The sequence below is a fragment of the Pseudomonas sp. UBA6753 genome, assembly GCF_002453565.1.
GTDB lineage: Bacteria > Pseudomonadota > Gammaproteobacteria > Pseudomonadales > Pseudomonadaceae > Aquipseudomonas > Aquipseudomonas putida_Z.
This window is the reverse complement of the sequence record NZ_DKHD01000060.1, coordinates 65,414-90,701: the sequence shown is the minus strand read 5'-3', so window position 1 is coordinate 90,701 and position 25,288 is coordinate 65,414. Positions and strand designations below refer to the sequence as shown.

General features: G+C 63.8%; 28 protein-coding genes. 12 read left to right on the top strand and 16 right to left on the bottom strand.

Annotated elements, in window-relative coordinates:
• Window position 1 precedes the first annotated feature (1 nt).
• Both B2790_RS23890 and B2790_RS23885 read left to right on the top strand, forming a co-directional pair.
• Entirely contained in the window at window positions 2–1,447 is a 1,446-nt protein-coding gene (locus B2790_RS23890; RefSeq protein WP_274120611.1) for an ATPase domain-containing protein, read from the top strand.
• An 11-nt stretch (window positions 1,448–1,458) separates the two neighbouring features.
• Entirely contained in the window at window positions 1,459–1,812 is a 354-nt protein-coding gene (locus B2790_RS23885) for a response regulator (RefSeq protein ID WP_013973192.1), read from the top strand.
• A 45-nt stretch (window positions 1,813–1,857) separates the two neighbouring features.
• On the opposite strand, the gene csrA is transcribed toward B2790_RS23885, so the two are convergent.
• From csrA to B2790_RS23845, 8 genes are all read right to left on the bottom strand, one after another.
• On the bottom strand, window positions 1,858–2,055 hold the full coding sequence (gene csrA, locus B2790_RS23880; RefSeq protein WP_004375914.1) for a carbon storage regulator CsrA: 198 nt from the start codon (window positions 2,053–2,055) through the stop codon (window positions 1,858–1,860).
• Window positions 2,056–2,308: 253 nt separating this feature from the next.
• The gene (locus tag B2790_RS23875; protein WP_286919929.1) at window positions 2,309–3,331 is read right to left on the bottom strand and encodes a DNA topoisomerase IB; all 1,023 of its coding nucleotides are present in this window, start codon (window positions 3,329–3,331) and stop codon (window positions 2,309–2,311) included.
• A 57-nt stretch (window positions 3,332–3,388) separates the two neighbouring features.
• On the bottom strand, window positions 3,389–4,480 hold the full coding sequence (modC, locus tag B2790_RS23870; RefSeq protein WP_286919928.1) for a molybdenum ABC transporter ATP-binding protein: 1,092 nt from the start codon (window positions 4,478–4,480) through the stop codon (window positions 3,389–3,391).
• 1 nt (window position 4,481) lies between these two features.
• A complete protein-coding gene (gene modB, locus B2790_RS23865; protein ID WP_286919927.1) occupies window positions 4,482–5,162 on the bottom strand; it encodes a molybdate ABC transporter permease subunit in 681 nt (226 codons plus the stop codon).
• A complete protein-coding gene (gene modA, locus B2790_RS23860; protein WP_286919926.1) occupies window positions 5,162–5,920 on the bottom strand; it encodes a molybdate ABC transporter substrate-binding protein in 759 nt (252 codons plus the stop codon). Before modA ends, modB begins: the two co-directional genes overlap by 1 nt.
• 194 nt (window positions 5,921–6,114) lie before the next feature.
• Window positions 6,115–7,203 (bottom strand): NAD(P)H-dependent flavin oxidoreductase, encoded by a 1,089-nt coding sequence (locus tag B2790_RS23855; RefSeq protein WP_286919925.1) that lies wholly within the window; start codon window positions 7,201–7,203, stop codon window positions 6,115–6,117.
• Window positions 7,204–7,241: 38 nt separating this feature from the next.
• Complete coding sequence (locus B2790_RS23850) at window positions 7,242–7,412, bottom strand: hypothetical protein (RefSeq protein ID WP_286919924.1); 171 nt, start codon at window positions 7,410–7,412, stop codon at window positions 7,242–7,244.
• A 7-nt stretch (window positions 7,413–7,419) separates the two neighbouring features.
• Window positions 7,420–7,722 (bottom strand): DUF1883 domain-containing protein, encoded by a 303-nt coding sequence (locus B2790_RS23845; RefSeq protein WP_004375922.1) that lies wholly within the window; start codon window positions 7,720–7,722, stop codon window positions 7,420–7,422.
• A gap of 160 nt (window positions 7,723–7,882) precedes the next feature.
• On the opposite strand from B2790_RS23845, the gene B2790_RS23840 reads away from it, so the two are divergent.
• The 8 genes from B2790_RS23840 to B2790_RS23805 all read left to right on the top strand — a co-directional run bounded on the left by B2790_RS23840 (window position 7,883) and on the right by B2790_RS23805 (window position 15,441).
• Window positions 7,883–8,242: a hypothetical protein gene (locus B2790_RS23840; protein ID WP_112252774.1), complete on the top strand. Its 360-nt coding sequence runs from the start codon at window positions 7,883–7,885 to the stop codon at window positions 8,240–8,242.
• A 77-nt stretch (window positions 8,243–8,319) separates the two neighbouring features.
• Window positions 8,320–8,970 carry a c-type cytochrome gene (locus tag B2790_RS23835; RefSeq protein ID WP_286919923.1) on the top strand — a complete coding sequence of 217 codons (651 nt, stop codon included), beginning with the start codon at window positions 8,320–8,322 and terminating at the stop codon, window positions 8,968–8,970.
• Window positions 8,967–9,881, top strand: a complete 915-nt coding sequence (locus B2790_RS23830; RefSeq protein WP_075045613.1) for a c-type cytochrome — start codon at window positions 8,967–8,969, stop codon at window positions 9,879–9,881. Before B2790_RS23835 ends, B2790_RS23830 begins: the two co-directional genes overlap by 4 nt.
• Before the next feature lie 298 nt (window positions 9,882–10,179).
• The gene (galU, locus tag B2790_RS23825) at window positions 10,180–11,019 is read left to right on the top strand and encodes a UTP--glucose-1-phosphate uridylyltransferase GalU (protein WP_013973181.1); all 840 of its coding nucleotides are present in this window, start codon (window positions 10,180–10,182) and stop codon (window positions 11,017–11,019) included.
• 188 nt (window positions 11,020–11,207) lie between these two features.
• Window positions 11,208–12,563, top strand: coding sequence for a glutathione-disulfide reductase (gorA, locus tag B2790_RS23820; RefSeq protein ID WP_286919922.1), 1,356 nt, complete (start codon window positions 11,208–11,210; stop codon window positions 12,561–12,563).
• Window positions 12,564–12,831: 268 nt separating this feature from the next.
• Window positions 12,832–13,395 carry an alkyl hydroperoxide reductase subunit C gene (ahpC, locus tag B2790_RS23815; RefSeq protein WP_004375926.1) on the top strand — a complete coding sequence of 188 codons (564 nt, stop codon included), beginning with the start codon at window positions 12,832–12,834 and terminating at the stop codon, window positions 13,393–13,395.
• 126 nt (window positions 13,396–13,521) lie between these two features.
• A complete protein-coding gene (ahpF, locus tag B2790_RS23810) occupies window positions 13,522–15,084 on the top strand; it encodes an alkyl hydroperoxide reductase subunit F (protein WP_075045611.1) in 1,563 nt (520 codons plus the stop codon).
• 168 nt (window positions 15,085–15,252) lie between these two features.
• The gene (locus tag B2790_RS23805) at window positions 15,253–15,441 is read left to right on the top strand and encodes a hypothetical protein (protein ID WP_013973178.1); all 189 of its coding nucleotides are present in this window, start codon (window positions 15,253–15,255) and stop codon (window positions 15,439–15,441) included.
• 4 nt (window positions 15,442–15,445) lie between these two features.
• On the opposite strand, the gene B2790_RS23800 is transcribed toward B2790_RS23805, so the two are convergent.
• The 6 genes from B2790_RS23800 to B2790_RS23775 all read right to left on the bottom strand — a co-directional run bounded on the left by B2790_RS23800 (window position 15,446) and on the right by B2790_RS23775 (window position 20,517).
• Window positions 15,446–16,093 carry a YceH family protein gene (locus tag B2790_RS23800; protein WP_286919921.1) on the bottom strand — a complete coding sequence of 216 codons (648 nt, stop codon included), beginning with the start codon at window positions 16,091–16,093 and terminating at the stop codon, window positions 15,446–15,448.
• Window positions 16,094–16,272: 179 nt separating this feature from the next.
• Entirely contained in the window at window positions 16,273–17,481 is a 1,209-nt protein-coding gene (sstT, locus tag B2790_RS23795) for a serine/threonine transporter SstT (protein ID WP_085706308.1), read from the bottom strand.
• A gap of 78 nt (window positions 17,482–17,559) precedes the next feature.
• Window positions 17,560–18,129, bottom strand: coding sequence for a GNAT family N-acetyltransferase (locus B2790_RS23790; protein ID WP_286919920.1), 570 nt, complete (start codon window positions 18,127–18,129; stop codon window positions 17,560–17,562).
• A 78-nt stretch (window positions 18,130–18,207) separates the two neighbouring features.
• Window positions 18,208–18,552: a carboxymuconolactone decarboxylase family protein gene (locus B2790_RS23785; protein ID WP_013973174.1), complete on the bottom strand. Its 345-nt coding sequence runs from the start codon at window positions 18,550–18,552 to the stop codon at window positions 18,208–18,210.
• Between the two features lie 119 nt (window positions 18,553–18,671).
• Window positions 18,672–19,571 (bottom strand): lipid A hydroxylase LpxO, encoded by a 900-nt coding sequence (gene lpxO, locus B2790_RS23780; protein WP_286919919.1) that lies wholly within the window; start codon window positions 19,569–19,571, stop codon window positions 18,672–18,674.
• Between the two features lie 148 nt (window positions 19,572–19,719).
• Window positions 19,720–20,517, bottom strand: coding sequence for a hypothetical protein (locus tag B2790_RS23775; protein WP_286919918.1), 798 nt, complete (start codon window positions 20,515–20,517; stop codon window positions 19,720–19,722).
• A 124-nt stretch (window positions 20,518–20,641) separates the two neighbouring features.
• Here B2790_RS23775 and thpR point away from each other — a divergent pair, with 124 nt between their 5' ends.
• Window positions 20,642–21,187, top strand: a complete 546-nt coding sequence (thpR, locus tag B2790_RS23770; RefSeq protein WP_286919917.1) for an RNA 2',3'-cyclic phosphodiesterase — start codon at window positions 20,642–20,644, stop codon at window positions 21,185–21,187.
• A 380-nt stretch (window positions 21,188–21,567) separates the two neighbouring features.
• Here thpR and B2790_RS23765 read toward each other — a convergent pair whose 3' ends face one another.
• Entirely contained in the window at window positions 21,568–22,473 is a 906-nt protein-coding gene (locus B2790_RS23765; RefSeq protein WP_054572090.1) for an AraC family transcriptional regulator, read from the bottom strand.
• Window positions 22,474–22,653: 180 nt separating this feature from the next.
• On the opposite strand from B2790_RS23765, the gene calA reads away from it, so the two are divergent.
• A complete protein-coding gene (gene calA, locus B2790_RS23760) occupies window positions 22,654–23,706 on the top strand; it encodes a vanillin reductase (RefSeq protein ID WP_286919916.1) in 1,053 nt (350 codons plus the stop codon).
• Window positions 23,707–23,843: 137 nt separating this feature from the next.
• On the opposite strand, the gene B2790_RS23755 is transcribed toward calA, so the two are convergent.
• The gene (locus tag B2790_RS23755; RefSeq protein WP_137164825.1) at window positions 23,844–25,163 is read right to left on the bottom strand and encodes a hypothetical protein; all 1,320 of its coding nucleotides are present in this window, start codon (window positions 25,161–25,163) and stop codon (window positions 23,844–23,846) included.
• Window positions 25,164–25,288: the final 125 nt, after the last annotated feature.

The following is a 25,288-nucleotide window of genomic DNA, read 5'->3' as shown; positions in this document are numbered from 1 at the left end:
CATGGCACAGGCACTCAGGCGGCTGGTGACGGGGATCGATGGGCTCGATGCGTTGCTCCAGGGTGGCCTGGTGGCTGGCGCGTCCTACATCATTCAGGGCCCGCCGGGCGCGGGCAAGACCATCCTCGCCAACCAGCTGGCCTGCGGGCATGTGCGCGGCGGTGGCAGGGTGCTGGTGGCCACCTTGCTGAGCGAGTCGCACGAGCGGCTGTTCCAGTACCTGGCGACCCTGGAGTTCTTCGACCCGGCGCTGGTCGGCGACCCGATCCAGTTCGTCAGTGCTTTCGACACCCTGGAGCAGGAAGGCCTGGACGCCGTGGTACGGCTGCTGCGCCAGGAAATCGCCCGCCAGCAGGCCAGCCTGCTGATCGTCGATGGTGTGCTCAATGCCCGGGTGCGTGCGGAAACAGCGCTGGACACCAAGAAATTCGTCTCCGAACTACAGGGCCATGCGGCCTTTGCCGGTTGCACCGTGCTGCTGCTGACCAGCGCCCGGCTGGAAGAAGGCAGCCCGGAGCACACCATGGTCGACGGCGTGATCGAACTGGGCGAGCAACTGTTCGGCAGCCGCGCCGTGCGCCATATCCAGCTGCGCAAGACACGGGGCAGTGCGGCGTTGTCGGGGCGCCATGAATGCCTCATCGATGGAGCCGGCATGCATGTATACCCGCGCCTGGAGTCGCTGTTCAGCCACCCCAGCCAGGCGGGCAGCGCCACCTTGGAGCGCGTCAGCAGCGGGGTGGCGACCTTGGATGAAATGCTTGGTGGCGGCTTGGCCACCGGCTCGGTCAGCCTGCTGATCGGGCCCTCGGGTATTGGCAAGACGTCATTGGGCCTGGCTTTTCTCGGTGCCAGCAGCCCGCAGGCGCCGGGGCTGCATTTCGGCTTCTACGAAACGCCGGAGCGCCTGCGTATCAAGGCCGCGTCGCTGGGTTACGATTTCGCAGCCATGGAGCAGGGCGGCAGCCTGCAGCTGTGCTGGCAGCCGACCACCGAGGGCCTGCTGGACCAGGTCGGCGCGCGCCTGCTCGAGCGGGTCGAAGCGCAAGGCAGCAAGCGCGTGCTGATCGACAGCCTGGGGGCGTTCAGCCGCCTGGCCATCGACCCGGCGCGGCTCAATGCGTTTTTCCGCGCCCTGGCCGGCGAGCTGCGCGCGCGCGATGTCAGCGTGATGCTGACCTGGGAAATGCGCGACATCTTCGGCGCGGAAATCAGCGCCCCGGCCCCGGACCTGTCGAGTATCGTCGACAACCTGATGCTGATGCGCTTCGTCGAGCTGGGTTCGCAGCTGCGGCGCATGCTGTCGATCCTCAAGGTGCGTGACAGTCACCATAACCCTGCCTTGCACGAGCTGCTGATCGGGCCGCAAGGCATTACCCTGCGCAAGGCGTTCGAAGGCGCCTGCGGTGTGCTTTCGGGAACGCCGGTGCCGCAGGGGAGCGGGTGACGGGGCGGGCGATGAATACCATCCTGATCGTCGATGACGAGTACCTGATTGCCGACATCCTCGGTTTTGCCCTGGAGGACGAAGGTTTTCTGGTGGAAAAGGCGAGCAACGGCTGCAAGGCGCTGGAGGCACTGAAGGAAAAGCGCGTTCAGCTCGTTATCACCGACTACATGATGCCACTGCTCAACGGTGAAGAGCTGGTGCGCTCGATGCGTGAAGACCCGGCCTTGAGCGAGTTGCCGGTCATCCTCATGAGTGGCGCGCAGGCCAACCAGGGATGCCCGGAACTGTTCGCCGCGGTGTTCGACAAACCGTTCGACATGGACTGTATGATCGCCAAGGTGCACGAACTGCTGGGCACCTGAGGCGCGGGGCGATCAAGCGCGTCCGTGCGGCTTGAGGCAGGTCGCTCAGTGCGAGTCGTCGTGCTTTTCCGGGGCCGGGCTGCCGGCCTGGATACGCTTGAAGATCTCTTCGCGATGGACCTGGACGTCTTTCGGTGCATCGATACCGATCCTCACCTGCATCCCTTTGACGCCCAGAATGGTGACTTTGATGTCATCGTTGATGACGATGCTTTCGCCAACCTTGCGGGTGAGTATCAGCATGTAGTTCTCCTTGGTGATGTAAAAGTCCGTCGGGCTAGTTGCCACGGCGGCGGGAGCTTGTCCCTCTTCCTTCTCATTAAAGACGCTTTCGGCGGATAGTAATTCCCCGACAGACAAATTCTGTTGCGTGTCTTCAGTCGCAGGTGCCGAAGCAAACCGCCAGCGGTTTGTCGGCCAAGGTGCTCGGTGGCAAGAATAGGGGGCTTGGCGGCCAATGGGAAATTTCTTCGCATCATGGTCTGAATAGACCGGGTTAATGGTCATCCTGTTCCTCGAGTGCCTGAAGAAATAACAGCAAAGCTACTTCTTCACGGCCCAGGCCTTTGCGTACACGGTTCTTCGGCAAGTTGGCCAGGCGCCCCAGGGCATAGTGTTCAAGTACAGCCGGGTGGATGTAGCAGCGCCTGCACACCGCCGGCGTGTTGCCCAGGCGTGATGCTACCTGGCGGACGATGGCGGCGACCTGGCGCTTGGCTTCGCTCTCGGGTTCCCAGGCCAAGGGCCTGAGCAGGTCCAGGGCCAGGCTGCTGCCGGCCCAGGTGCGGTAGTCCTTGGCGGTGAAGTCGGCGCCGGTCAGCTGCTGCAGAAACTGGTTGACCTCGCTGGAGCCGACACCGTGGCTCTGGCCGTCGTCGTCCAGGTACTGGAACAGCGCTTGCCCGGGCAGCTCCATGCAGCGCTTGAGCAGGTTGGCCAGGCGCCGATCGTTGAGGCTGACGTTGTGCTCGACGCCACGCTTGCCGCGGAACTGGAAGCGGATGCTGCTGCCCTTCACCTCGACATGGCGGTTGCGCAGGGTGGTCAGTCCATAGGACTGGTTTTCACGCAGGTAGCGCTGGTTGCCGATGCGGATCAGGGTGTGGTCCAGCAGGCTGACCACCAGCGCCATCACCTTTTCCCGGTCCAGGCCTGGCCGGGCAAGGTGGGCGTGCAGTTGTGCACGCAGTTTCGGCAGGGCCTGGGCAAACGCCAGCATGCGCCCGTACTTGTGCTGGTCGCGTACTTCGCGCCACTGCGCATGGTAGCGGTATTGCTTGCGGCCACGGGCATCGCGACCTGTCGCCTGCAGGTGGCCCTGCGGGTCGGCGCAGATCCACACCTCGGTATAGGCCGGGGGGATTACCAGTGCAGCGATGCGGGCGAGGGTATCGCTGTCGCGCACCCGCTGGCCGTCGGCATCCAGGTAGATGAAGCGGCCCCGCCAGCGCCGCCGGGTCAGGCCCGGCTGGCTGTCGTCGACGTAGTGCAGGGTGCGCGGCAGGGGGCAGTCAAGCATGGCTGGCAGGCCTCGATCAGGTCACTGATCAATGGACACCAGCCACGGGGCCGATGCTCAGCCCAGCAACGCCACCGACTTGATCTGGGCAAATAGCACCTGGCCCGGGTGCAGGCCGAGCTGGTCTGCCGAGAAGCGGGTGATGCGCGCGAGCAAGGCGTTGCCGCCGGCATCCAGGCTGACCAGCACATGCGCCGGGTTGGCAGCCGGGCGGCTTTCGCGCACGCGCACCGGCAGGCGGTTGAGGATGCTGGAAGTACTGTCGGCTGCCAGGGCCAGGCTGACGTCACGGGCCTGCACCTTGACCCGCAAGGTGCTGCCCATCGCCTGGGCCGGGTGGGTGATACGCAACAATGGCCCATTGTTGCCGGGCAGGCGCAGTTCGAGCAGGTCGTAGTGCGGATCGTGCCCCACCACCAGGCCCTCGAACACCACGCCGGCATCCTCGCCCTCGGCAAGCGACAGGTCGAGACGGGCCAGGGTTTCGCCGATCGGGCCGCTGGCCACTGCCTGGCCTTGCTCCAGCAACACCAGGTGGTCGGCCAGCCGCGCCACTTCCTCCTGGGCATGGCTGACATACACCAGCGGGATGTCCAGTTCGTCGTGCAGGCGTTCCAGGTAGGGCAGGATTTCGCGCTTGCGTGGCCCGTCGAGGGCAGCCAGCGGCTCGTCCATCAACAGCAGGCGCGGGCTGCTGAGCAGGGCGCGGGCAATGCCCACCCGCTGTGCCTCGCCACCGGACAAGGTTGCCGGCCGGCGTGCCAGCAAGTGGCCGATGCCCAGCAACTGGCAGGCCTGGTCGAGGCTGACCTTGCGCTCGGCAGCGGCCACCCGGCGCCAGCCGAACTCCAGGTTGCCGCGTACCGACAGGTGCGGGAACAGGCTGGCCTCCTGGAACACGTAACCCACCGGGCGCAGGTGTGGTGCCTGGAAGTAGCCACGGACGCTGTCTTCCCAGACTTCGCCGTTGACCTCGATGTAGGCGCTGGCGGCCCGTTCCAGCCCGGCCAGGCAACGCAGGCAGCTGGTCTTGCCAGAACCGGAGTGGCCGAACAGCGCGCTGATTCCTCGGCCGGGCAGGTGCAGGTCGACGTCCAGGGTGAAGTCATCGCGCGCCAGTTTCAGGCGCGCCACAATCGATGCGCTCATTTCAGCTCCAGCCAGCCTTGCCGCGGCGCCCAGCGTACAGCAGGAGCAGCACCAGGAACGAGAACACCAGCATGGCACCTGCCAGCCAGTGTGCTTGCGAATAGGCCATGGCCTCGACATGGTCGAAGATCTGCACCGAGACCACGCGTGTCTTGTCGGGGATATTGCCGCCAATCATCAACACCACGCCGAACTCGCCCACGGTGTGGGCGAAACCGAGGATGCTGGCGGTGATGAAGCCCGGGCGGGCCAACGGCAGCACCACGTCGACGAAGGTGTCCCAGGGGCTGGCGCGCAGTGTGGCAGCCACTTCCAGAGGGCGCTGGCCAATGGCGCCGAAGGCGTTCTGCAGCGGCTGGACCACAAACGGCATGGAATAGATCACCGAACCGATCACCAGGCCGGTGAAACTGAACACCACGCTGCCCAGGCCCAGCGCCTGGGTCGCCTGGCCCAACCAGCCATGCGGGCCGAGGGCGATCAGCAGGTAGAAGCCGATCACTGTGGGTGGCAGCACCAGCGGCAAGGCCACTACCGCGCCCACCGGCCCGCGCAGCCACGAGCGCGTGCGCGCCAGCCACCAGGCGATGGGCGTGCCGACGATCAGCAGGATCAGGGTGGTCAGGCTGGCCAGTTTCACGGTCAGCCAGATGGCGCCCAGGTCACTGGCGTCCAGTGGCATCAGATTTCATAACCGTAGGATTTGATCACTGCCGCGGCTTTCGGGCCTTTCAGGTAGTCGACCAGGGCCTTGGCGGCGGGGTTGTCCTTGCCTTTTTCGAGGATTACCGCGTCCTGGCGGATGGGCTCGTGCAGGGTCGAGGGAACGATCCAGGCCGAACCGCTTTCGACCTTGCCATCCTTGTAGATTTGCGACAGGGCGACAAAGCCCAGCTCGGCGTTGCCGGTGGAGACGAACTGGAACGCCTGGGTGATGTTCTGCCCTTCGACCAGCTTGGGCTTGGTGGCTTCGGTCAGCTTCAGCTTGCCCAGCACCTGGGTGGCGGCCAGGCCGTAGGGAGCGGTTTTCGGGTTGGCGATGGACAGGTGCTTGAACTGGTTCTTCTTCAGCACTTCGCCGTTGGCGTCGACATAGCCGGGCGTGGCCGACCACAGGGCCAGGGTGCCGATGGCGTAGGTGAAGCGCGAGCCCGGGACAATGGCCTTTTCCTGCTCGAGCTTGGCCGGGGTGCTGTCGTCGGCAGCCAGGAATACCTCGAACGGCGCCCCGTTCTTGATTTGCGTGTAGAACTGGCCGGTGGCGCCATAGGCGGCGACCAGCTTGTGGCCGGTGTCTTTTTCGAAGTCCTTGGCAATGGCCTGGATGGGGGCTGTGAAGTTCGCTGCGACCGCGACCTGGACTTCATCGGCCCAGGCAGTGTTGAAGGCGAGCAGGCTGGCCAGGGCGGTGGAAGCCAGGTGGGACGGGCGGATACGCATGAAGACAGTTCCTTGGGGGTTATCGTTATAGTCTGAACTATATAGCGATAGGCCGCAGGCCGGGAAGAGGGCAGGTGATGCATGGGCAGGTCCGGCCCCTTCGCGGGCTTGCCCGCTCCTACAGTACTGCGCAGCATTCAAAACCAGTGGTGAACCTGTGGGAGCGGGCAAGCCCGCGAAGAGGCAGAGCCTGCTTATGCAGACGCCTGGCGGCCGACCACGGCCAGCGCCTTTTCGGCAATCTCCCGGGTCAGCTCGCCCGCCGGCATATGCCTGCCCAGCCGCAACGCCTGCCCCGACCACAGGTTGCTGAAATCGCTATTGCCCTGCGGATCCGTAATCGCCCGCAAAGGCATCAGCGCTCCGCCGGCCAGCGGGAAGCGTGGCGCCAGGTCGCTCATCGGCCCCAGCTCACGCATGATGCGGTTGTTGATGCCGCGCGCCGGTCGGCCGGTGAACAGGTTGGTCAGCGCCGTGTCGCTGGCGGGTGCGCTGTCCAGGGCCTGGCGATGTGCCGGCGAGACCTTGGCCTCGGGGCAGAACAGGTACGCCGTTCCGATCTGCACTGCCGAAGCACCCAAGGCCAGTGCCGCCAACAGGCCGCGGTGGTCAGCAATGCCGCCGGCGGCAATCACCGGCACGCTGACCGCATCGGCCACCTGTGGCACCAGGGCGAAGGTACCGATCTGGCTGGTGATATCGTCGCTGAGGAACATGCCGCGATGGCCGCCCGCTTCATAGCCCATGGCAATGATCGCATCACAGCCGTGTTGCTCCAGCCACACGGCTTCCTCTACGGTGGTGGCGCTGGACAGCACCTTGGCACCGCTGGCCTTTACCCGTTGCAGCAGATCGGCCTGGGGCAGACCGAAGTGGAAACTCACCACCTCCGGGCGCAGTTGCTCGACCAGCTGGCAGCTCTGTTCGTCGAAAGGCGCGCGGTTGGACACCGGCGTGGGCGCCGCGAAGTCTGCGCCCACTTCGCTGTAATAGGGCTCGAGCGCCTGCTTCCAGCGTGCATCGCGCTCGGCATCGGGCGCTGGCGGCTGGTGGCAGAAGAAGTTCAGGTTCAACGGCCTGCCCGGGCAGCTGGCGCGGAAGGCGGCGATTTCGGCGCGCACTTGGTCGCCCGTGAGCATGGCGCAGGGCAGGGCGCCCAAACCGCCCGCCAGGCCCACGGCAATGGCCATGCCCGAGCCCGTCGCACCGGCCATGGGGGCCTGCAGAATGGGTAACTCGATGCCCAGCAGGTCGAGGATGCGGCGGTCGGGCCAGTGGCTCATGCGGTTCTCCTTGCGCGGGCGAGCGGTGCGGCGGGGGCTTACAAGGCTTTGCTGACCTGGATGTCGCTGATCTTCTCGGCGTCATCGCCGTGAATCTTGCGCAGGGCTTCCAAGGCTTGTTCGAGGGAGGCGTCGGGCATCAGTGCGAAGTCCCAGCGGCGCTGGCCGTCGAGCTTGTACTTGATGACGTACTTGGTGGTCTGGGTCATGGTGGCCTTATCTGAGTTTCGACGATGAACGACGGACGATCTTGATCTTGTGGGTCAAGGTTGGCTTGCGGGTGACCGAGATCGGGCGGGTTGTCACGGTATCGATGGTGATGTTCCAGAAACCGGTGCTGGGCACGGTGATCTTCGCCGGGAACTTGTCGAAATGGCCACCGTGGTAGGTGTGACGGCCGCCGTTCTTGAAGCTGCGGAAGTTGGCGTCGTTCATCAGGCGGATGTTGCAGCGCTGGGAGCACTCGATGACGACGATGTCGTCCTCGTTCAGGTGCTCGCGCTGGTGTACGAATTTCATGTGATGCTCCGCAAGGATTGGTTCTGCAAAGGCGAAAGATACCACGATGTCGGGTTACACTGCCGCGCTGTTCCGCCAGGCGTAGATAAATCTGCCAAAGCAGGGAGCAAAACAGCCTGGCTGTGGTCGAAGCGGATTCTTGAAGGCAGAGGTGCTGCAAATGAAGTGGATGGTGGCGGCGTTGGCGGTGACGCTGGGTGGCTGTGTGAGTGTTACGGAACTGGAACAGTCGCGTGAAACGCTGGATGTGATCTCCGGCAAGTCCCCGCGCGCGTATGCCGATTGCGTCAAGCAGAAGCTGGCCGATAGTCGCGACCCGCTGGTGGAAGAGCAGCGTGGTGATGGCCTGCGGCTGATCGTTCCGCAGAAAATCAGCTCGGGCGCGGGCCCGGCGGCGCTGGTCGATATCGACAAGCGTGGCAGCGGCAGCAGCATCAAGCTGCACGAGCGGCTGAACAACTTCCCGCTGCGCCTGGGCGACGTGCGCACCGCAGCCACCCAATGCATCTCCGGGAGTTGATCCAGGGCAACTGATCACGCTCCTTTTGCTTATATGTTTTAGGCCTAAGCATATAACAATAGAAAAGGAGATTCGTGATGACACCGTTGAGTCGCGTCGTGATCGGCAGCCTGCTGATCCTGGCCTGGCCTGCGGCGCATGCCGCCGATGGCCAGAAAGTCTTCACCCAGGGCGGGGCAAACCCCGCCGCCATGGCTTGCCTGGGTTGCCATGGCCCGGACGGCAAGGGCATTGCCGCAGCCGGTTTCCCGCGCCTGGCCGGGCTACCGGCCGCTTACCTCAGCAAGCAATTGCATGATTGGCGAAGCGGCCGCCGCAAGCAGCCGGTGATGGAGCCGCTTGCCAAGGCCCTGAGCGAGGATGAAATCAAGGCTGTCAGCACCTATCTGGCCAGCCTGCCGGCAGACCCTGCAGGCGACCTGCGTCGCCAGCAGATTGCCGATGACCCCACCACCCGCATGGCCCTGTACGGTGACTGGAGCCGGCAGATTCCTGGTTGCGTGCAATGCCATGGCCCGGGTGGTGGCGGGGTTGGCGAACACTTCCCGCCCTTGGCCGGCCAGCCCGCCAGTTACCTGGTGGCGCAGCTCAATGCCTGGCGTGACGGCACCCGCAGCAATGACCCCAACCAGCTGATGGTCGGTGTGGCCAAGGCCATGACCGATGACGAAATCAAGGCCGTTGCCGAGTTCTTCGCCCGCCCCGCCAGCCAGGAGGTCAAGCCATGAAGCCGATGATTCCAGCCCTGCTGCTGCTGGCCATGGGCAGCGCCCAGGCCGCCCAGATCGCCATGGAAGACCAGTCGCAGTTGAAAGTGCCGGGTGTGCAGGCTGCGCCGCAGTTCGTGCCGCCAGCGGAAAGCGAGCTGCCTGACAATGCCTTTGGCAAGATGGTGCGCGAGGGGCATGCCTTGTTCGTCGACACCCGCAGGTTGATGCCCGAGGCCGTGGGCAATGGCATGAACTGCAGCAACTGCCACCTTGACCAGGGGCGGCTGGCGCATTCCGCGCCGATGTGGGGGGCGTACCCGATGTACCCCGCGTACCGCAAGAAAAACGACAAGGTCAACACCTACGCCGAGCGTATCCAGGGCTGCTTCCAGTTCAGCATGAACGGCAAGCCGCCTGCGGCAGATAGCCCGCAGATGACGGCGCTGTCGGTGTATTCGTATTGGCTGTCGACCAAGGCGCCGACTGGCGTGGAGATTGCCGGGCGAGGTTACCCGGAGGTGCCGCAACCCAAGGGCGGGTACGACTTCAAGCGCGGCCAGCAGGTTTATCGCGAGCAGTGTGCGATCTGCCACGGCGACAACGGCGAGGGGCAGAAGGTAGCGGGCGAGTATGTGATGCCGCCGCTGTGGGGCAAGGACTCCTACAATTGGGGGGCCGGCATGCACCGCATCAACACCGCAGCGTCGTTCATCAAGTACAACATGCCGCTGGGCAAGCCGGGCAGCCTGAGTGACCAGCAGGCCTGGGACGTGGCGGCCTGGGTCAACCGCCATGAACGGCCGCAGGATCCGCGGCTGGTGGAAGGCTCCATCGAGAAGACGCGGGTGAAGTTCCACGCCAATGACGGGGTGAACCTGTATGGGCAGAAGGTCGATGGGGTGTTGATCGGGCAGGGCACGGGTAGCTGATTGCCTGCCAGGGCCCTATCGCCGGCAAGCCAGCTCCCACAGGTCTCTGCGTAGCTTTTGAAAACTGTGCAGCCCCTGTGGGAGCTGGCTTGCCGGCGATAGGGCCAGTACAGGCAACCCCGATTTCCTGTCATCCAATGGTCATGGATGACAGCAATATTTACGATCCCTCGGAACTATCTACACTGGGTTATCTCTATCTTCCCATCGATCGGCCACAGGTAGGGCATTGTAAGGTGACTGCCGCCTGATTAGACTGCGCCGAATTCCACAGGCCTAGCCTTTTGTAAGGACGTATATGATCAAAAAATGCTTGTTCCCGGCAGCCGGTTACGGCACCCGCTTCCTGCCCGCTACCAAAGCCATGCCCAAGGAAATGCTGCCGGTGGTCAACAAGCCACTGATCCAGTATGGCGTTGAAGAGGCACTGGATGCCGGTCTGAACGAGATCTCCATCGTCACCGGGCGCGGCAAGCGTGCTTTGGAAGACCACTTCGACATCAGCTACGAGCTGGAAAACCAGATCAAGGGCACCGACAAGGAAAAATACCTGGTTGGTATCCGTCGCCTGCTCGACGAGTGCTCGTTCTCCTACACCCGCCAGACCGAAATGAAAGGCCTGGGCCACGCCATCCTGACTGGCCGCCCGCTGATCGGCGACGAGCCGTTCGCCGTGGTGCTGGCGGACGACCTGTGCGTGAACCCGGAAGGTGACGGCGTACTGACCCAGATGGTCAAGCTGTACAACCAGTTCCGTTGCTCGATCGTCGCCATCCAGGAAGTCGATCCGCAGGAAACCAACAAGTACGGCGTGATCGCCGGCGACATGATCCGTGACGACATTTTCCGCGTCACCAACATGGTCGAGAAGCCAAAGCCGGAAGATGCCCCGTCGAACCTGGCGATCATCGGTCGCTACATCCTGACCCCGGACATCTTCGACATCATCGCCAACACCGAGCCGGGCAAAGGTGGCGAGATCCAGATCACCGACGCCCTGATGCAACAGGCGCAGAACGGCTGCGTGATCGCCTACAAGTTCAAAGGCAAGCGTTTCGACTGCGGTGGCGCCGAGGGCTACATCGACGCGACCAACTTCTGCTTCGAGAACTACTACAAGACTGGCAAGGCTTACTGATAAGCCGCTACTTGTATCAAAGCTGATAACTGGGGCTGCTTTGCAGCCCTTCGCGGGCTTGCCCGCTCCTACAGGTATTGTGCAGGCCTTCAAGGTTGTGCCGGTACTGTGGGAGCGGGCGGGCCCGCGAAGGGGCGCAAAGCGGCCCCAGTGCGTTATGCTGGGCGCCTGCCGAGGAGAGTGAATACATGGCCTACGATTTTGATCTGTTCGTGATTGGTGCCGGGTCCGGCGGTGTGCGCGCGGCGCGGTTTGCCGCCGGCTTCGGCGCAAAGGTGGCAGTGGCCGAGAGCCGCTACCTGGGCGGTACCTGCGTCAACGTGGGTTGCGTGCCGAAAAAACTGCTGGTGTACGGCGCACACGTCGCCGACGAACTGGAGCAGGCCGCAGGCTTCGGCTGGACCCTGGAAGAAGGGCATTTCGACTGGGGCACCCTGATTGCCAACAAGAACCGGGAAATCGAGCGCCTCAACGGCATCTACCGCAACCTGCTGGTCAACAGCGGGGTCACCCTGCTGCAGGGGCATGCGCGCCTGACCGGTGCCAACGAAGTGGAAGTGGACGGCCAGCGCTACACCGCCGAGCACATCCTCATCGCCACCGGTGGCTGGCCACAGGTGCCGGACATTCCGGGCAAGGAACTGGCCATCACCTCCAACGAAGCCTTCTACCTCAAGGACCTGCCACGCCGGGTGCTGGTGGTGGGCGGTGGCTACATCGCCGTCGAGTTCGCCGGCATCTTCCAGGGCCTGGGGGCGGCTACCACGCTGCTGTACCGTGGCGACCTGTTCCTGCGTGGCTTCGACGGTTCGGTGCGCACGCACCTGAAGGAAGAACTGGAAAAGCGCGGCCTCGACCTGCAGTTCAACGCCGACATCCAGCGCATCGACAAGCTCGAGGACGGCAGCCTGAAGGCCACCCTCAAGGATGGCCGCGAGCTGGTCACCGATTGCGTGTTCTATGCCACCGGCCGGCGCCCGATGCTGGACAACCTGGGCGTGGAAAACACCGGCGTCGAGCTGGATGCACGCGGTTACATTCGGGTTGACCAGCAGTACCAGACCACCGCGCCGTCGATCCTGGCGATTGGCGACGTGATTGGCCGCGTGCAATTGACTCCGGTGGCTCTGGCCGAGGGCATGGCCGTGGCCCGGCGCCTGTTCAAGCCCGAGCAATACCGCCCTGTGGACTACCAGAACATCCCCACCGCAGTATTCAGCCAGCCGCCCATCGGCACCGTGGGCTTGACCGAGGAGCAGGCGCTGGAGGCCGGGCACAAGGTGCAGGTATACGAGAGCCGCTTCCGTGCGATGAAACTGACCCTGACCGACATCCAGGAAAAGACCCTGATGAAGCTGGTGGTCGATGCCGAGACCGATAAGGTGCTGGGCTGCCATATGGTTGGCCCCGACGCCGGCGAGATCATCCAGGGCCTGGGCGTTGCCCTGAAGGCCGGTGCGACCAAGCAGCAGTTCGACGAAACCATTGGTGTGCACCCGACCGCGGCCGAAGAGTTCGTGACCATGCGCACGGTCACTCGCTGATGCCACTGGCCTCATCGCCGGCAAGCCAGCTCCCACAGGTACTGCACAAGTGCAGAGACCTGCGCAGTACCTGTGGGAGCTGGCTTGCCGGCGATGGGGCCCTTGAATGCCCCGCAATCCTTTGCTCAGCCCATTCCCTTCTATTAATTATCCTCGGTTATAGCCAAAACCAATCACAAGCATGAGCTTTGCCAATGAGCCTTTGTCGGGACCAGCGGTTAGGATTCTCTCCATCAACTGATTCCAACCCCATGAAGGAGCGTCTCTCATGCCAATCATCAACAGCCAGGTCAAACCGTTCAACGCCACCGCCTACCACAAGGGCGAGTTCGTCCAGGTCAGCGAAGCCGACCTGAAAGGCAAGTGGTCTGTCGTGTTCTTCTACCCGGCCGACTTCACCTTCGTCTGCCCGACTGAACTGGGTGACCTTGCTGACAACTACGCCGAGTTCCAGAAGCTGGGCGTGGAAATCTACGGCGTGTCCACCGACACCCACTTTACCCACAAAGCCTGGCACGACACTTCGGACACCATCGGCAAGATCCAGTACCCGCTGATCGGTGACCCGACCCACGTCATCTCGCGCAACTTCGACGTGCTGATCGAAGAAGCCGGCCTGGCCGATCGCGGTACCTTCGTGATCAACCCGGAAGGCCAGATCAAGATCGTCGAACTGAACGACGGTGGTGTAGGCCGCGATGCTGCCGAACTGCTGCGCAAGGTGAAGGCTGCCCAGTACGTTGCCGCTCACCCAGGCGAAGTTTGCCCGGCCAAGTGGAAAGAAGGCGAAGCCACCCTGGCTCCGTCGCTGGACCTGGTCGGCAAGATCTAAGCCGATGCGCATGTCGCGGGCGGTAGCCAGCCGCCAAAGCTGAAGTACCTACCGCCCCGTAAAAGCGCCCGGGCGACCTCGCCTGGGCGTTTTTGTATCCGAGTTTTGAAAAAAGGAATCGCCCGTATGTTGGACGCCACGCTTAAATCGCAACTGAAAACCTACCTGGAGCGGGTCACCCAGCCGATCGAGATCGTTGCCTCCCTCGACGACGGCGCGAAATCCCGCGAATTGCACGACCTGCTGGTGGAAATTGCCAGCCTGTCGAACCTTATTACCTTCAGCGCGGACGGCAGCGATGCCCGTCGTCCATCGTTCTCGCTGAACCGCCCGGGAGCCGACATAAGCCTGCGCTTCGCCGGCATCCCCATGGGCCACGAATTCACCTCGCTGGTGCTGGCACTGCTGCAAGTCGGTGGGCACCCGTCCAAGGCCAGTGCCGAAGTGATCGAACAGATCCAGGCGCTGGAAGGCGAATTCACCTTCGAAACCTACTTCTCGCTGTCGTGCCAGAACTGCCCGGACGTGGTCCAGGCGTTGAACCTGATGGCGGTGCTCAACCCCAACGTGCGCCACGTGGCCATCGACGGCGCGCTGTTCCAGGCGGAAGTGGAATCGCGCAAGATCATGGCGGTGCCGAGCATCTACCTGAACGGCGAAGTGTTCGGCCAGGGCCGCATGGGCCTGGAAGAAATCCTCGGCAAGATCGACACCAACGCAGCCGGCCGCCAGGCCGAGAAGATCAACGCCAAGGACGCCTTCGACGTGCTGGTTGTCGGTGGTGGCCCAGCCGGCGCTTCGGCAGCCATCTATGCCGCGCGTAAAGGCATCCGCACCGGTATTGCGGCCGAGCGTTTCGGCGGCCAGGTGCTCGATACCCTGGCCATCGAGAACTTCATCTCGGTACAGGAAACCGAAGGGCCGAAGCTGGCCACGGCGCTGGAAGAGCACGTCAAGCAGTACGACGTGGACATCATGAACCTGCAGCGCGGTGAAGCGCTGATCCCGGCCACCGATGGCGGCCTGCACGAAGTACGCCTGGCTGGCGGCGCCTCGCTCAAGGCCAAGACCGTGATCCTGGCAACCGGTGCCCGCTGGCGCGAAATGAACGTGCCGGGCGAGCAGGAATACCGCGCCCGTGGCGTGGCCTACTGCCCGCACTGCGACGGCCCACTGTTCAAGGGCAAGCGCGTGGCGGTGATCGGTGGTGGCAACTCGGGTGTGGAAGCGGCCATCGACCTGGCGGGTATCGTCGCCCAGGTAACGCTGATCGAGTTCGACAGCCAGCTGCGTGCCGATGCGGTACTGCAGCGCAAGTTGCACAGCCTGCCGAACGTGAAGGTGATCACCAGTGCGCTGACCACCGAAGTGCTGGGCAATGGCGAAAAGGTGACCGGCCTGCGCTACAAGGACCGCACTACCGACCAGCAGCATGAAGTGGCGCTGGAAGGCATCTTCGTGCAGATCGGCCTGCTGCCGAACACCGACTGGCTGAAAGGCACCGTCGAGCTGTCGCCGCGTGGCGAGATCATCGTCGATGCCAAGGGCCAGACCAGCATCCCGGGTGTGTTTGCGGCGGGTGACGTGACGACTGTGCCGTACAAGCAGATCGTGATTGCGGTGGGTGAGGGGGCCAAGGCATCGCTGGCGGCCTTTGACCACCTGATCCGCACTTCGGCACCGGCGTAAGCCCGTACCGGCCCTTTCGCGGGCATGCCCGCTCCCACAGGTACTGCACAGGTCTTGAGATTTGTGAGGAGCCATGTAGGAGCGGGCATGCCCGCGAATGCGTCAGAACTGACAAAGCTGAATCTGAGGATGTCTATGATTACTGCAGACCCCTCAGGAATCACACCCATGACCCTGATCAGCCGCGAACCCTGGTGGCTAGTCCCCCCAAAACCCGGGCAGCAAGAGCAGGACCTGCACTGGGGCTACCTGGAAATCTACGCCGACGGCCGCACCGTGTTCGTCGACCAGCGCCCCAGTGACCGGGAGCTGGCCGAGCGCAAGAGCTGCCGCAACTTCCCCGACCCCGAGCCGTGACGGCTCAGCCTTCCAGTTCGGCCAGGCGTGTCTCCAGCGCCGCGATGCGCGCTTCGAGGGCTTCGATGCGCTCTTCCGACACATTGCCACCGCTGCTGCGTGCCCCGCCTTCCTGCTGCCGTGCAGCCAGGATCGCCTCGATTTCCGCCGGGTCGCCCAAGGCATGGGTGTAACGGTCTTCGCGCTGGCCGGCCTGGCGTGGCAGGTGCAAGGCCAGGCCGCGCGAAATCAGGCGTTCCAGTTGGTGCTGGATCTGCTCGGTGTCGTCGAAGTCGTGCAGGCGGTTGCTGCGGGTCAGCAGTTCGTTGAGGGTTTGCGGCCCGCGCAGGAACATCAGGCCCATCAGCACCAGTTGCGCCGGCACCAGCTCCAGCGCCTTGTCCACCCGTTGTTCCCAGCGGTCGGCGCGGCTGCCCATCTGCAGTCGGGTCATGTCTTGCCCCTCGAGGGCGCGCAGGGCCTGGCCGACCTGGCCTTGGGTGAGGTTCATCACCGGCTCGCGACTGGTCTTCTGGTTGCAGGCCAGGACCAGGGCGTTGAGGGTCAGCGGATAGCTTTCCGGGCTGGTGGCCTGCTTCTCGATCAGCGAGCCGAGAATACGGATCTCGATGCTGTTGAAGCGGCCTTCGCCGGCGGTTTCGTGTTCTGACATGGCCCTGTCTCATTGCTGGGGAAAGGCCACTAGCCTAGGTAAAGCGCCAGGCTTAAGCAATCACTGGGATCATCGCCGGCAAGCCAGCTCCCACAGGTACAGCACAAGCCGTAAGGCCGGCACTATCCCTGTGGGAGCTGGCTTGCCTGCGAAAGGGCCGCAAAGCGGCCCCGGCAAACTCAGGCTTTACGCTCTTCAGCCTGGCACGCCGCCGCGGTAAACAGCACATCGGTCGAAGAATTCAGCGCCGTCTCGGCCGAATCCTGCAGCACGCCGATGATGAAGCCCACCGCCACCACCTGCATGGCAATTTCGCTAGGGATGCCAAACAGGCTGCACGCCAGCGGAATCAGCAGCAGCGAGCCACCGGCCACACCCGAGGCGCCGCAGGCACAGACCGCCGCCACCACGCTGAGCAGCACGGCGGTCGGCAGGTCTACCGGAATACCCAGGGTATGTACAGCCGCCAGGGTCAGCACGGTAATGGTGATGGCGGCACCGGCCATGTTGATGGTCGCACCCAGCGGGATCGACACCGAGTAGGTGTCTTCATGCAGGCCAAGGCGCTCCGACAGGGCCAGGTTGACCGGGATGTTGGCCGCCGAGCTACGGGTGAAGAACGCGGTGATACCGCTTTCGCGCAGGCACAGCAGGGTCAGCGGGTAGGGGTTGCGGCGGATTTTCCAATACACGATCAGCGGGTTCATTACCAGCGCCACGAACAGCATGCAGCCGATCAGCACCGCCAGCAGGTGCAGGTAGCCGAGCAGGGCGTCCAGGCCCGACTGGGCCAGCGTGGCGCTGACCAGGCCGAAGATGCCCAGCGGGGCGAAGCGGATGACCACGCGCACGATCAGGGTCACGCCATTGGACAGGTCCTCGACCACGGTGCGGGTGGTTTCGCCGGCATGGCGCAGGGCCACGCCCAGGCCGATGGCCCAGGTCAGCACACCGATGAAGTTGGCGTTGAGCAGGGCGTTGATCGGGTTGTCGACCGCACTCAGCAGCAGGTTCTGCAGCACCTCGGTGATGCCGCCCGGCGCGCTCAGCGTAGCGTCGCCGGTGCTCAGCACCAGGTTCGACGGGAACAGCATGCTGGCGACCACCGCGACTACCGCGGCGCCGAAGGTACCCAGCAGGTACAGCCAGAGGATCGGGCGGATGTGGGTTTCCTGGCCGTGGCGGTGGTTGGCGATCGAGGCCATGACCAGGATGAACACCAGCACGGGTGCCACCGCCTTGAGGGCGCTGACGAACACCTTCCCGAGGAAGGCCATGTCGCGGGCGATGGCGGGCGCGAGCAGGGCCAGGGCGATGCCGGCGATCAGGCCGATGACGATCTGCGTCACCAGGCTGGTGCGGTTGAGGAAGCGGAGGACGGGGGTCATGTGCAGCGATATCCCAGCATGTTCAAAAAGGGCGCGACTTTACCATAGACCTTCGTCGAGCAGGGCGGCCTGAAGAAGTCAGCGCCCGCGCCGCCGCGACACCCGCGCCTCGATGTTCTTGCGCCCGATCAGCAGTGGCGGCTTCTCCACTACCGGCTCGTCCGCCAGCCACTTGTACATCACCAGGCAGTCCACCAGCCCCAGGCGGGCATGGCGGTAGGCCTTGGGCAAGCGGCCAACGGTTTCGAAGCCCAGCTTGTGCCACAGCGCCACTGCCACCTCATTGGTGGCCACCACCGAGTTGAACTGCAGGGCCAGAAAGCCCTCCTGGCGCGCCTGTTTCTGTGAGTGCTCGCACATCAAGCGCGCGACGCCGCGGCCGCGTGCCGCTTCACAGACCATGTAGCCGCAATTGCCCACGTGCCCACCAGGCCCGGCGGCATTGGCCTTGAGGTAATACGAACCCAGCAGCTCGCCGTCTTCCTCGGCCACGAATGTGCGCACGGGCAGTTCCAGCCACAGCTGGCGGGCCTGATCGAAGCTGAGGGCCGGGTCGAATGCGTAGGTTTCACGGGCCTGTACGACGGCCTGGAAGGTGGGCCAGAAGCGTTCGAAGTCTTCCGGTGTCATGGGGCGGATGTGGATCATGCGGGTTCCTGCAAGGGCTGGGCCGCCCAGTCTGGGTGGCGCGGCGCCGTCGCGCAAGGGCGGCGACGCCAATTGCGCTCAGCCGTTGGCCTTGCCCACCGCATCCATGGCGCGTGCCGAGTAGACCAGCGCGGCACCGGCGTTCATCGCCACGGCCACGCCGAGGGCCTCGGCGATTTCCTCGCGGCTGGCGCCGTGCTTGACGGCCTGCTGCGAATGCACCGCGATGCAGCCATCGCAGCGTGTGGTCACGGCCACGGCGAGGGAGATCAGCTCGCGGGTCTTGGCGTCCAGGTGGTTGGTCTTGGCCCCCGCGCCGCTGGCGGTCATGTAGCCGGCCACGGTGTCAGGGGAAAGCTGCTTGAGATCGCCGATGCCGGCCATCAACTGCTTACGGTAGGCGTCCCAGTCCATCATGCTCATCGTCTTCACCTTGGGGAGGTTGCGAGTGGAGCTTTCAGGCTAGTCGAAGAGTGGAAAGTGTGAGGCTTGTACTTTGGTTGGTTGCGCGCAGGCCTTTTGGCTGCGCGCAACCACACCGATCAGATGTAGATGAACACCAGCACCAACGCCGCGACGAACGCCCACTTCTCCAGGTAGTAACGCGTGCGGTTGCGCTTCTTCATCGCCTTGCCACGTTCGCGGATCTTGTAAATGCGGGTGAACAGCCGGTTGATGCCACCGGTCTTGTCGCCGGCATCGTTGGGTGCGGCGGCAGCGGCCATGACGTTGCGGCTGAACCAGCGGTTGAACGCGGTCGCCCAGCGGTACTTGAGCGGGCGTTCAACGTCGCAGAACAGGATGATGCGGTTGTGCTCGGTGGTATTGGCCGCGTAGTGGATGTAGGTCTCGTCGAAGACCACGCCCTCGCCATCGCGCCAGGAATACTTCTCACCGTCCACGTCGATGTAGCAACCGTCGTCGTTCGGCGTGTCCAGGCCCAGGTGGTAGCGGTACGAACCGGCATACGGGTCACGGTGGCGCACCAGCTTGGCGCCCGGCGGCAGGGTGGCGAACATGGCGGCCTTGACCGTGCCGATGCCTTTGAGCAACTCGGTGGTGCGTGGGCACAGGGTCATCGCCGACGGGTGGCTTTCGCCGTACCACTTCAGGTAGAAGCGCTTCCAGCCGGTCTTGAAGAATGAGTTGAAACCGACATCATCGTAATTGTCGGACTTCTTGATTTCGCCCACATGCAGCAGCTGTTGGGCTTCCTCGCGGATCTCCTGCCAGTGGTCCTGCAGCGTCCGCAGTTCGGGGAAGGCCTCTACCGGCAGGTATGGCTTGGCCGGGTGCTTGGAAAACAGGTACAGGAAGCTGTTGACCGGGGCCAGGAAGCTGGAGTGGTCGCCCAACTGACGGGTCAGCTTGTGGCGAACGCGACCGCGCAGGTGAACATAGGCGATCGAGAGGACGAAGATGAGGACTAAGGCGATTTTCATGGGCGGATACGTCAAGTAATGGCCATGCGTGATGGCTAAGCCCGCCAGCATAAACAATCGAGCCGATGCTTTGTAGGAGAATGTTACCCAACGATGGCAGACCTTGGTACAAGCGTCACCGCTGTCCCAAGGTCTGCATGGCGATGCATCAGGCCAGAGTAACCTCGATGCGGCCATCCGTGATGCGATGGTCCCTGCCTTGGTAGCTGACTACATAGTCAGTAAAGTCGGCAGTCAGGGTCTTTTTCTCCACGTTCCATTCATGCTTTAGGTGGCCACCGGTCAGGTCTTCGTATAAACCGTTAATCAAGAAGAACAGGCGTGCATGTTGCTCACTGAACAGCATCATGATGCCTTGGGTCGTGTTGTCCACTTGCTGTTCTGCGGTGAGTCGGATGCGCCCGTCCTGAAGTACCTTGGTTTTGATGGTTCGCGCATCGAGGTTGCCCAGCGAAGGGAAAATAGCGGGGTCGAGGTTGGCGGTGACCCGGCCGGTGCCGTTGGTCCTTGCAGGGTCGGCCAGCGACAAGGACAGCGAGCCATCCACGATATCGACCTGGCCCGTGGTGTCTACGATGGTGAAGTGGAACGTTGCCACTAGCGCCTTGGTAGTCTGATCCATCTGGACAATTCGGATTTCCCCTTCGGTCGCCCAGCCTGAGCGGCCAATCGAACTCGAGCCGAAATAGGCGTTGATCTCGGCTTTCTCGCCTGGACCGATCTTGTGGGATTCGCCTGTTACCAGGCGGCTTTCCGGGATATTCATGATTATGAAGCTATGAACGTTCTCTGAATTATCCTTGTAATGAGGGGCAAAGAACGAGCAGTTGCCAGAACTGATATTCGTATCTACTTCATTAGCCTTGAACGTGTATTCACGCTGGCCCCACTTCAGTTGCGCTTGCATGGCAGGCTGGGTATTCCGTGTTTGCTGGTGCTGTTTCATGACCGTATCTATGTGATTGAATTGAGGCCTCAGCGTATGGTTTGGGTGCCTGCCCGCGAAACTGACAGACCTGCGGGTTTCCCAACGCATCAGTACGTGCTTTGCCATCTCGAGGAGCGGCACGATGACACCGGTCAGCGGACGAATCGAAAAACCATTCAAGCGCCTGTTCTTCGCCTTGCCGGTGAGCGATGCCCAGCGCCGCGCCCTGGCCCAGTGGCGACGCAGCTTGAGCCTGCGCAGCGGCAAGCCAGTGCCGGCCGCCAACTTCCATGTGACACTGCTGTTTCTCGGCGATGTGGATACAGCCCATGTGCCTGCGATTTGCGCGGCGGTCGACCAGCTGGCGCTACCGGCCACGGCACCACGGCTGTTGCTGGACCGCCTGCAGGTGTGGCAGCGGGCCAGCGCCCTGGTGCTGGAGGCGCAACAGACCCCACCGGCCCTGTTGCAACTGGTGTACAGCTTGCAGCAGGCGCTGCTGCCATTGGGGGTGGAAGCGGCCGACCGCGAATATCGCCCGCACCTGACGCTGGCCAGGGATTACCGCGGCCAGCCGCCAGAAGCCAGCAGCGCGCCGGATTTCTACCTCGCCGCCCGCCATTTCACACTGTACGAGTCGCGCAAGGGCGCTTACTGGCCATTGGCGCAATGGCCGCTTTCAAGCTGATTCAGGCCATGGCCTCGCAGCCTGCGAACATCTGCTCGCCCAGCGTGCGTGCAGTGTGCAGATGCGCTGCCGGGGCTGCTCTGCAGCCCATCGCCGGCAAGCCGGCTCCCACCTCGACCGCATCGGTTTCAAGCCATATGCAGTCCCTGTGGGAGCCGGCTTGCCGGCGATGAGGCCCTGACAGGCCATGCAGGACAGTTGCAGCTATCTCGACTGCATTGACCTCAAGAGCTTTGCAGTCCCTGTGGGAGCCGGCTTGCCGGCGATGAGGCCAGGGCAGGCCATGCAAGACAGTTGCAGCTATCTCGACTGCATCGACCTCAAGAGCTTTGCAGTCCCTGTGGGAGCCGGCTTGCCGGCGATGGGGCCAGGGAAGGCGATTACACTGGTAGGCTCTGGTACGGCAATTCATCCCCCGGGCTGCGGTCGAACTGGCGCTTGTATTCACGGCTGAACTGCGAGGTGCTCTGGTACCCCACCCGGTGCGCGGTCTGCGCCACCCCCAGGCCTTCGCCGATCAGCATCTGCTGCGCCTTCAGCAGCCGCAGGCGCTTGAGGTACTGCATCGGTGCCATGTCGGTGCAGCGCTTGAAGTGCTCGTGGAAGGTCGAAACGCTCATGTTGGCGCGCGCGGCCAGCGCTTCCACGCTCAGCGGCTCGGTGTAGTGTTCGCGCAGGTGGGCAAGGGCGGCGCCGATGCGGGCGAAGTGCCCCTGTTGCTCCACCAGCGCCCGCAACACGCCAGCCTGTGGGCCGCGCAAGGCGGTGTACAGCACCTCGCGCACCCGCGCCGGGCCCAGCACCTTGGCGTCCACTGGGTCCTGCAGGCAGCGCAGCAGCCGTTCCACGCATTCGCGCATCGGCGCATCGAGTGCCGCCGAGGTCATCGACTGCGGGGTTTGCGCCTGCACCGCGGCATCCGGCGCCAGGGCCATGCTTTGCACCAGTTCACCCAGCACGCCGCGGTCGATGTCCACTGCCACGCCCAGCAACGGTGCTTCGGGGGTGGCGAATGTTTCGCACATGAACGGCACCGACAGTGCTTGCACCAAATAATGCCCGGCGCCGTACTCCAGGGTACGCGGCCCCAGGCGTGCCAGCTTGCTGCCCTGGGCCAGGATCATCAGGCTGGGTTCGTAGATCTGCGGGCTGCTGGCCACATAGTGGTCCCAGCTCAGCACCTGCACCTGGGGCAGGTGCGTGGGCACGAAGCCCGGGCGCGTGGCGAGGCTGCGGATCAGTGTGCAAAGCGGCGCATTGGCGTCGACGTGGCGGGTCAGTTGCATGATGGACCTGGGCAGAGGATCAGACAGTCTGATCATCGCAGAATGAACGCTCGGCGCCAGGTGCTGCATGGCATCTTCGGAGAATCAGGCATCGATGCCGGAGAATCAGCCGTGGGCGAGGCGGCGCATGGCGCGCAGAATGCGCCGCCTGAATCGTTTCACTTCATAGCGAGGCCCTGCATGTACACCGCCATCGGTTACGCCGCCCAGACCCCCACCAGCCCTCTGGCTCCCATGACCTTCGAGCGTCGCAGCCCGCGCCCTGACGACGTCGCCATCGATATCCTGTACTGCGGCGTGTGCCACTCCGACATTCACCAGGCGCGCAACGAATGGGGCATTGCCGTGTACCCGCTGATGCCGGGCCACGAGATCATCGGCCGCGTCACCGCGGTGGGCGACAAAGTGACCGCGCACAAGGTCGGCGACCTGGTCGGCGTTGGCTGCATGGTCGACTCGTGCCGCCACTGCGAAGCCTGTGCCAAGAACCTGGAGCAGTACTGCCTGGAAGGCCCGACCATGACCTACGCCACCCCGGACCGGGTCGACGGTAGCAACACCATGGGCGGTTACTCCAGCAGCATCGTGGTCAGCGAGCACTTCGTGGTGCGCATCCCGGCCGGCATGGACCTGCCCAGTGCCGCGCCAATCCTCTGCGCTGGCATCACCACCTATTCGCCGCTCAAGCACCACGGTGTCGGCCCCGGTCACAAGATCGGCATCCTCGGCATGGGCGGCCTGGGCCACATGGCTATCAAGCTGGCCAAGGCCCTGGGCGCCGAAGTGACCCTGTTCACCCGTTCCCAGGCCAAGGCCGAGGAAGCCCGTCGCCAGGGTGCCGACCATGTGATCGTGTCCACCGATGCCGAGCAGATGCACGCCGCGGCGGGCCGTTTCGACTTCCTGCTCGACACCATCCCGGTGCAGCACGACCTCAACCCGTATCTGGAAACCCTGAAATTCGATGGCGTGCACATCCTGGTCGGCCTGATCGAGCCGATCGACCCGGCGGTGCATGCGGCCAATCTGGTGATGAAGCGCCGGGTGCTGGCGGGGTCGTTGATCGGTGGTATTGCCGAGACCCAGGAAGTGCTGGATTTTTGTGCCGAGCACGCCATTCGTTGTGATATCGAGTTGCTGGATATCCGCAACATCAACCAGGCGTATGAGCGGATGATTGCCGGGGACGTGAAGTACCGGTTCGTGATCGATATGGCTACTTTGCAAGGCTGATTGGTTGCCTGCCCCGGCCTCTTCGCGAGCTCGCCCGCTCCCATAGGTAAATCACAGCTTACGAAGTCTGTGCAGTACCTGTGGGAGCGGGCGAGCCCGCGAAGAGGCCAGTACAGGCAATAAAAATGCTGGATCTGTTACCAGGCCAATGCCCTGTCCCAGCCTTTCCAGAACAACCACCGCCGTACCTCGCCATGCGCCCCGGTACCGATCTGCCAGGCCGGGCGCCCGTTGTCCAGGGCAATCACCGAAACGAACCCGGCATGGCTCGCCGCTACCAGGGTACGCCCGTCCGCACTGATATCCAGCGCACTGATGGTCGACCCCAGGTAATGCTGCCAATGCTCCATGCCATCTTCGCCAAACGCCCGCAGGTAACCATAGGCATCCCCCACGATGTACTCGCCGTCGCGCGCCACGCCGGCATACACCCGTGCACCATCCTGTACCAGCGGGGTACGCGGGTCCTGGCTGTAGTAGTCGGTATCCAGCCCCGGCAAGTCGGCCACCCTGACAGCCAGCGTGGCACCGCTGTAGAAATGGCAGGCATTGACTATCAACTGGTCACCCGCGCGATTGAACAGCGCAAAGTGCGGATACTCGCTGGCCGGGCCGATTGCCGCCACGGGCCTGAGCTGGTCGTCCAGCACCAGGTGACGGCTGCCTTGCTCACCGACCACGATCAACCGGCCATCCGCCGACACCGCACCGTGCTCCATGCTCAGCCCGAGGCTGATGTCGTCCGGGTCGGTGCCTTCGTCCAGTTCGTCGAGCACCCGCGCCTGATGCGGCAGCAGGCGGGTCGCGCCGTGTCGGGCCAGCAGGAAGATACCCTCGGCACTCACCAGCAGCACCCGTTGGCCATCCGGGAAGGGGATCAGCGCGGTCGGCGTCGGCGGCAGGTCGAATGGCTCGAACGGGTAACCCGGCGGCAACCCCTCCAGCCCCGTGGGCCAGGCCAGGCGCAGCACCTGCGGGCCGCCCCAGCCATCGGTCACGCGTATGCCCTCGGCATTGGCCAGGGCGAAATAGCGGCGGGCCGGGCAGCGGCCGAAGTGATCGACGCCGATCACCGGGGTCACCCCGACAGCGTCGATGCGCACCACCTGGCCTTTGTCATGCGGCATGCCGATACGTGCCAGCAGGCTGCCATCCTCCAGCAGCAGGACGTTGCCGATGCCTTGCCCGTGCTCCTTGATCAGCGGCAGCAAAGGGTGGTGGGCGGGCGGCCAGGCTTCGCGGAAGGCTTGCTGCTCGAAGGCTTCGACGCCAGGCCTGTTGGCTGCTTGCAGGGCTTGCAGCCAGGCATCGAGCAAATGCTCGGTGGCTTGCGGCAGGGGCTCTTCGAGGTCATCCCAGCCTTGCGCGCGGCCCTGCGCGACATAGTCGTTGACGGCCTGGGCATAGGCGGTGACCGCCTGCTGCCACTGTTGCTGCTGGGAGTGCTGCTGGTCCATGAGCGGATCGGGCTCCTTGTTGCATACGCGTTCGCACAAAGCGCGCATGTTACTCCTTCCGCCCGCCTCGCGGTTGTGAGCCCCCGGCTTGACGCGTACCATGCCGGGCATTCCTTCCAATAACA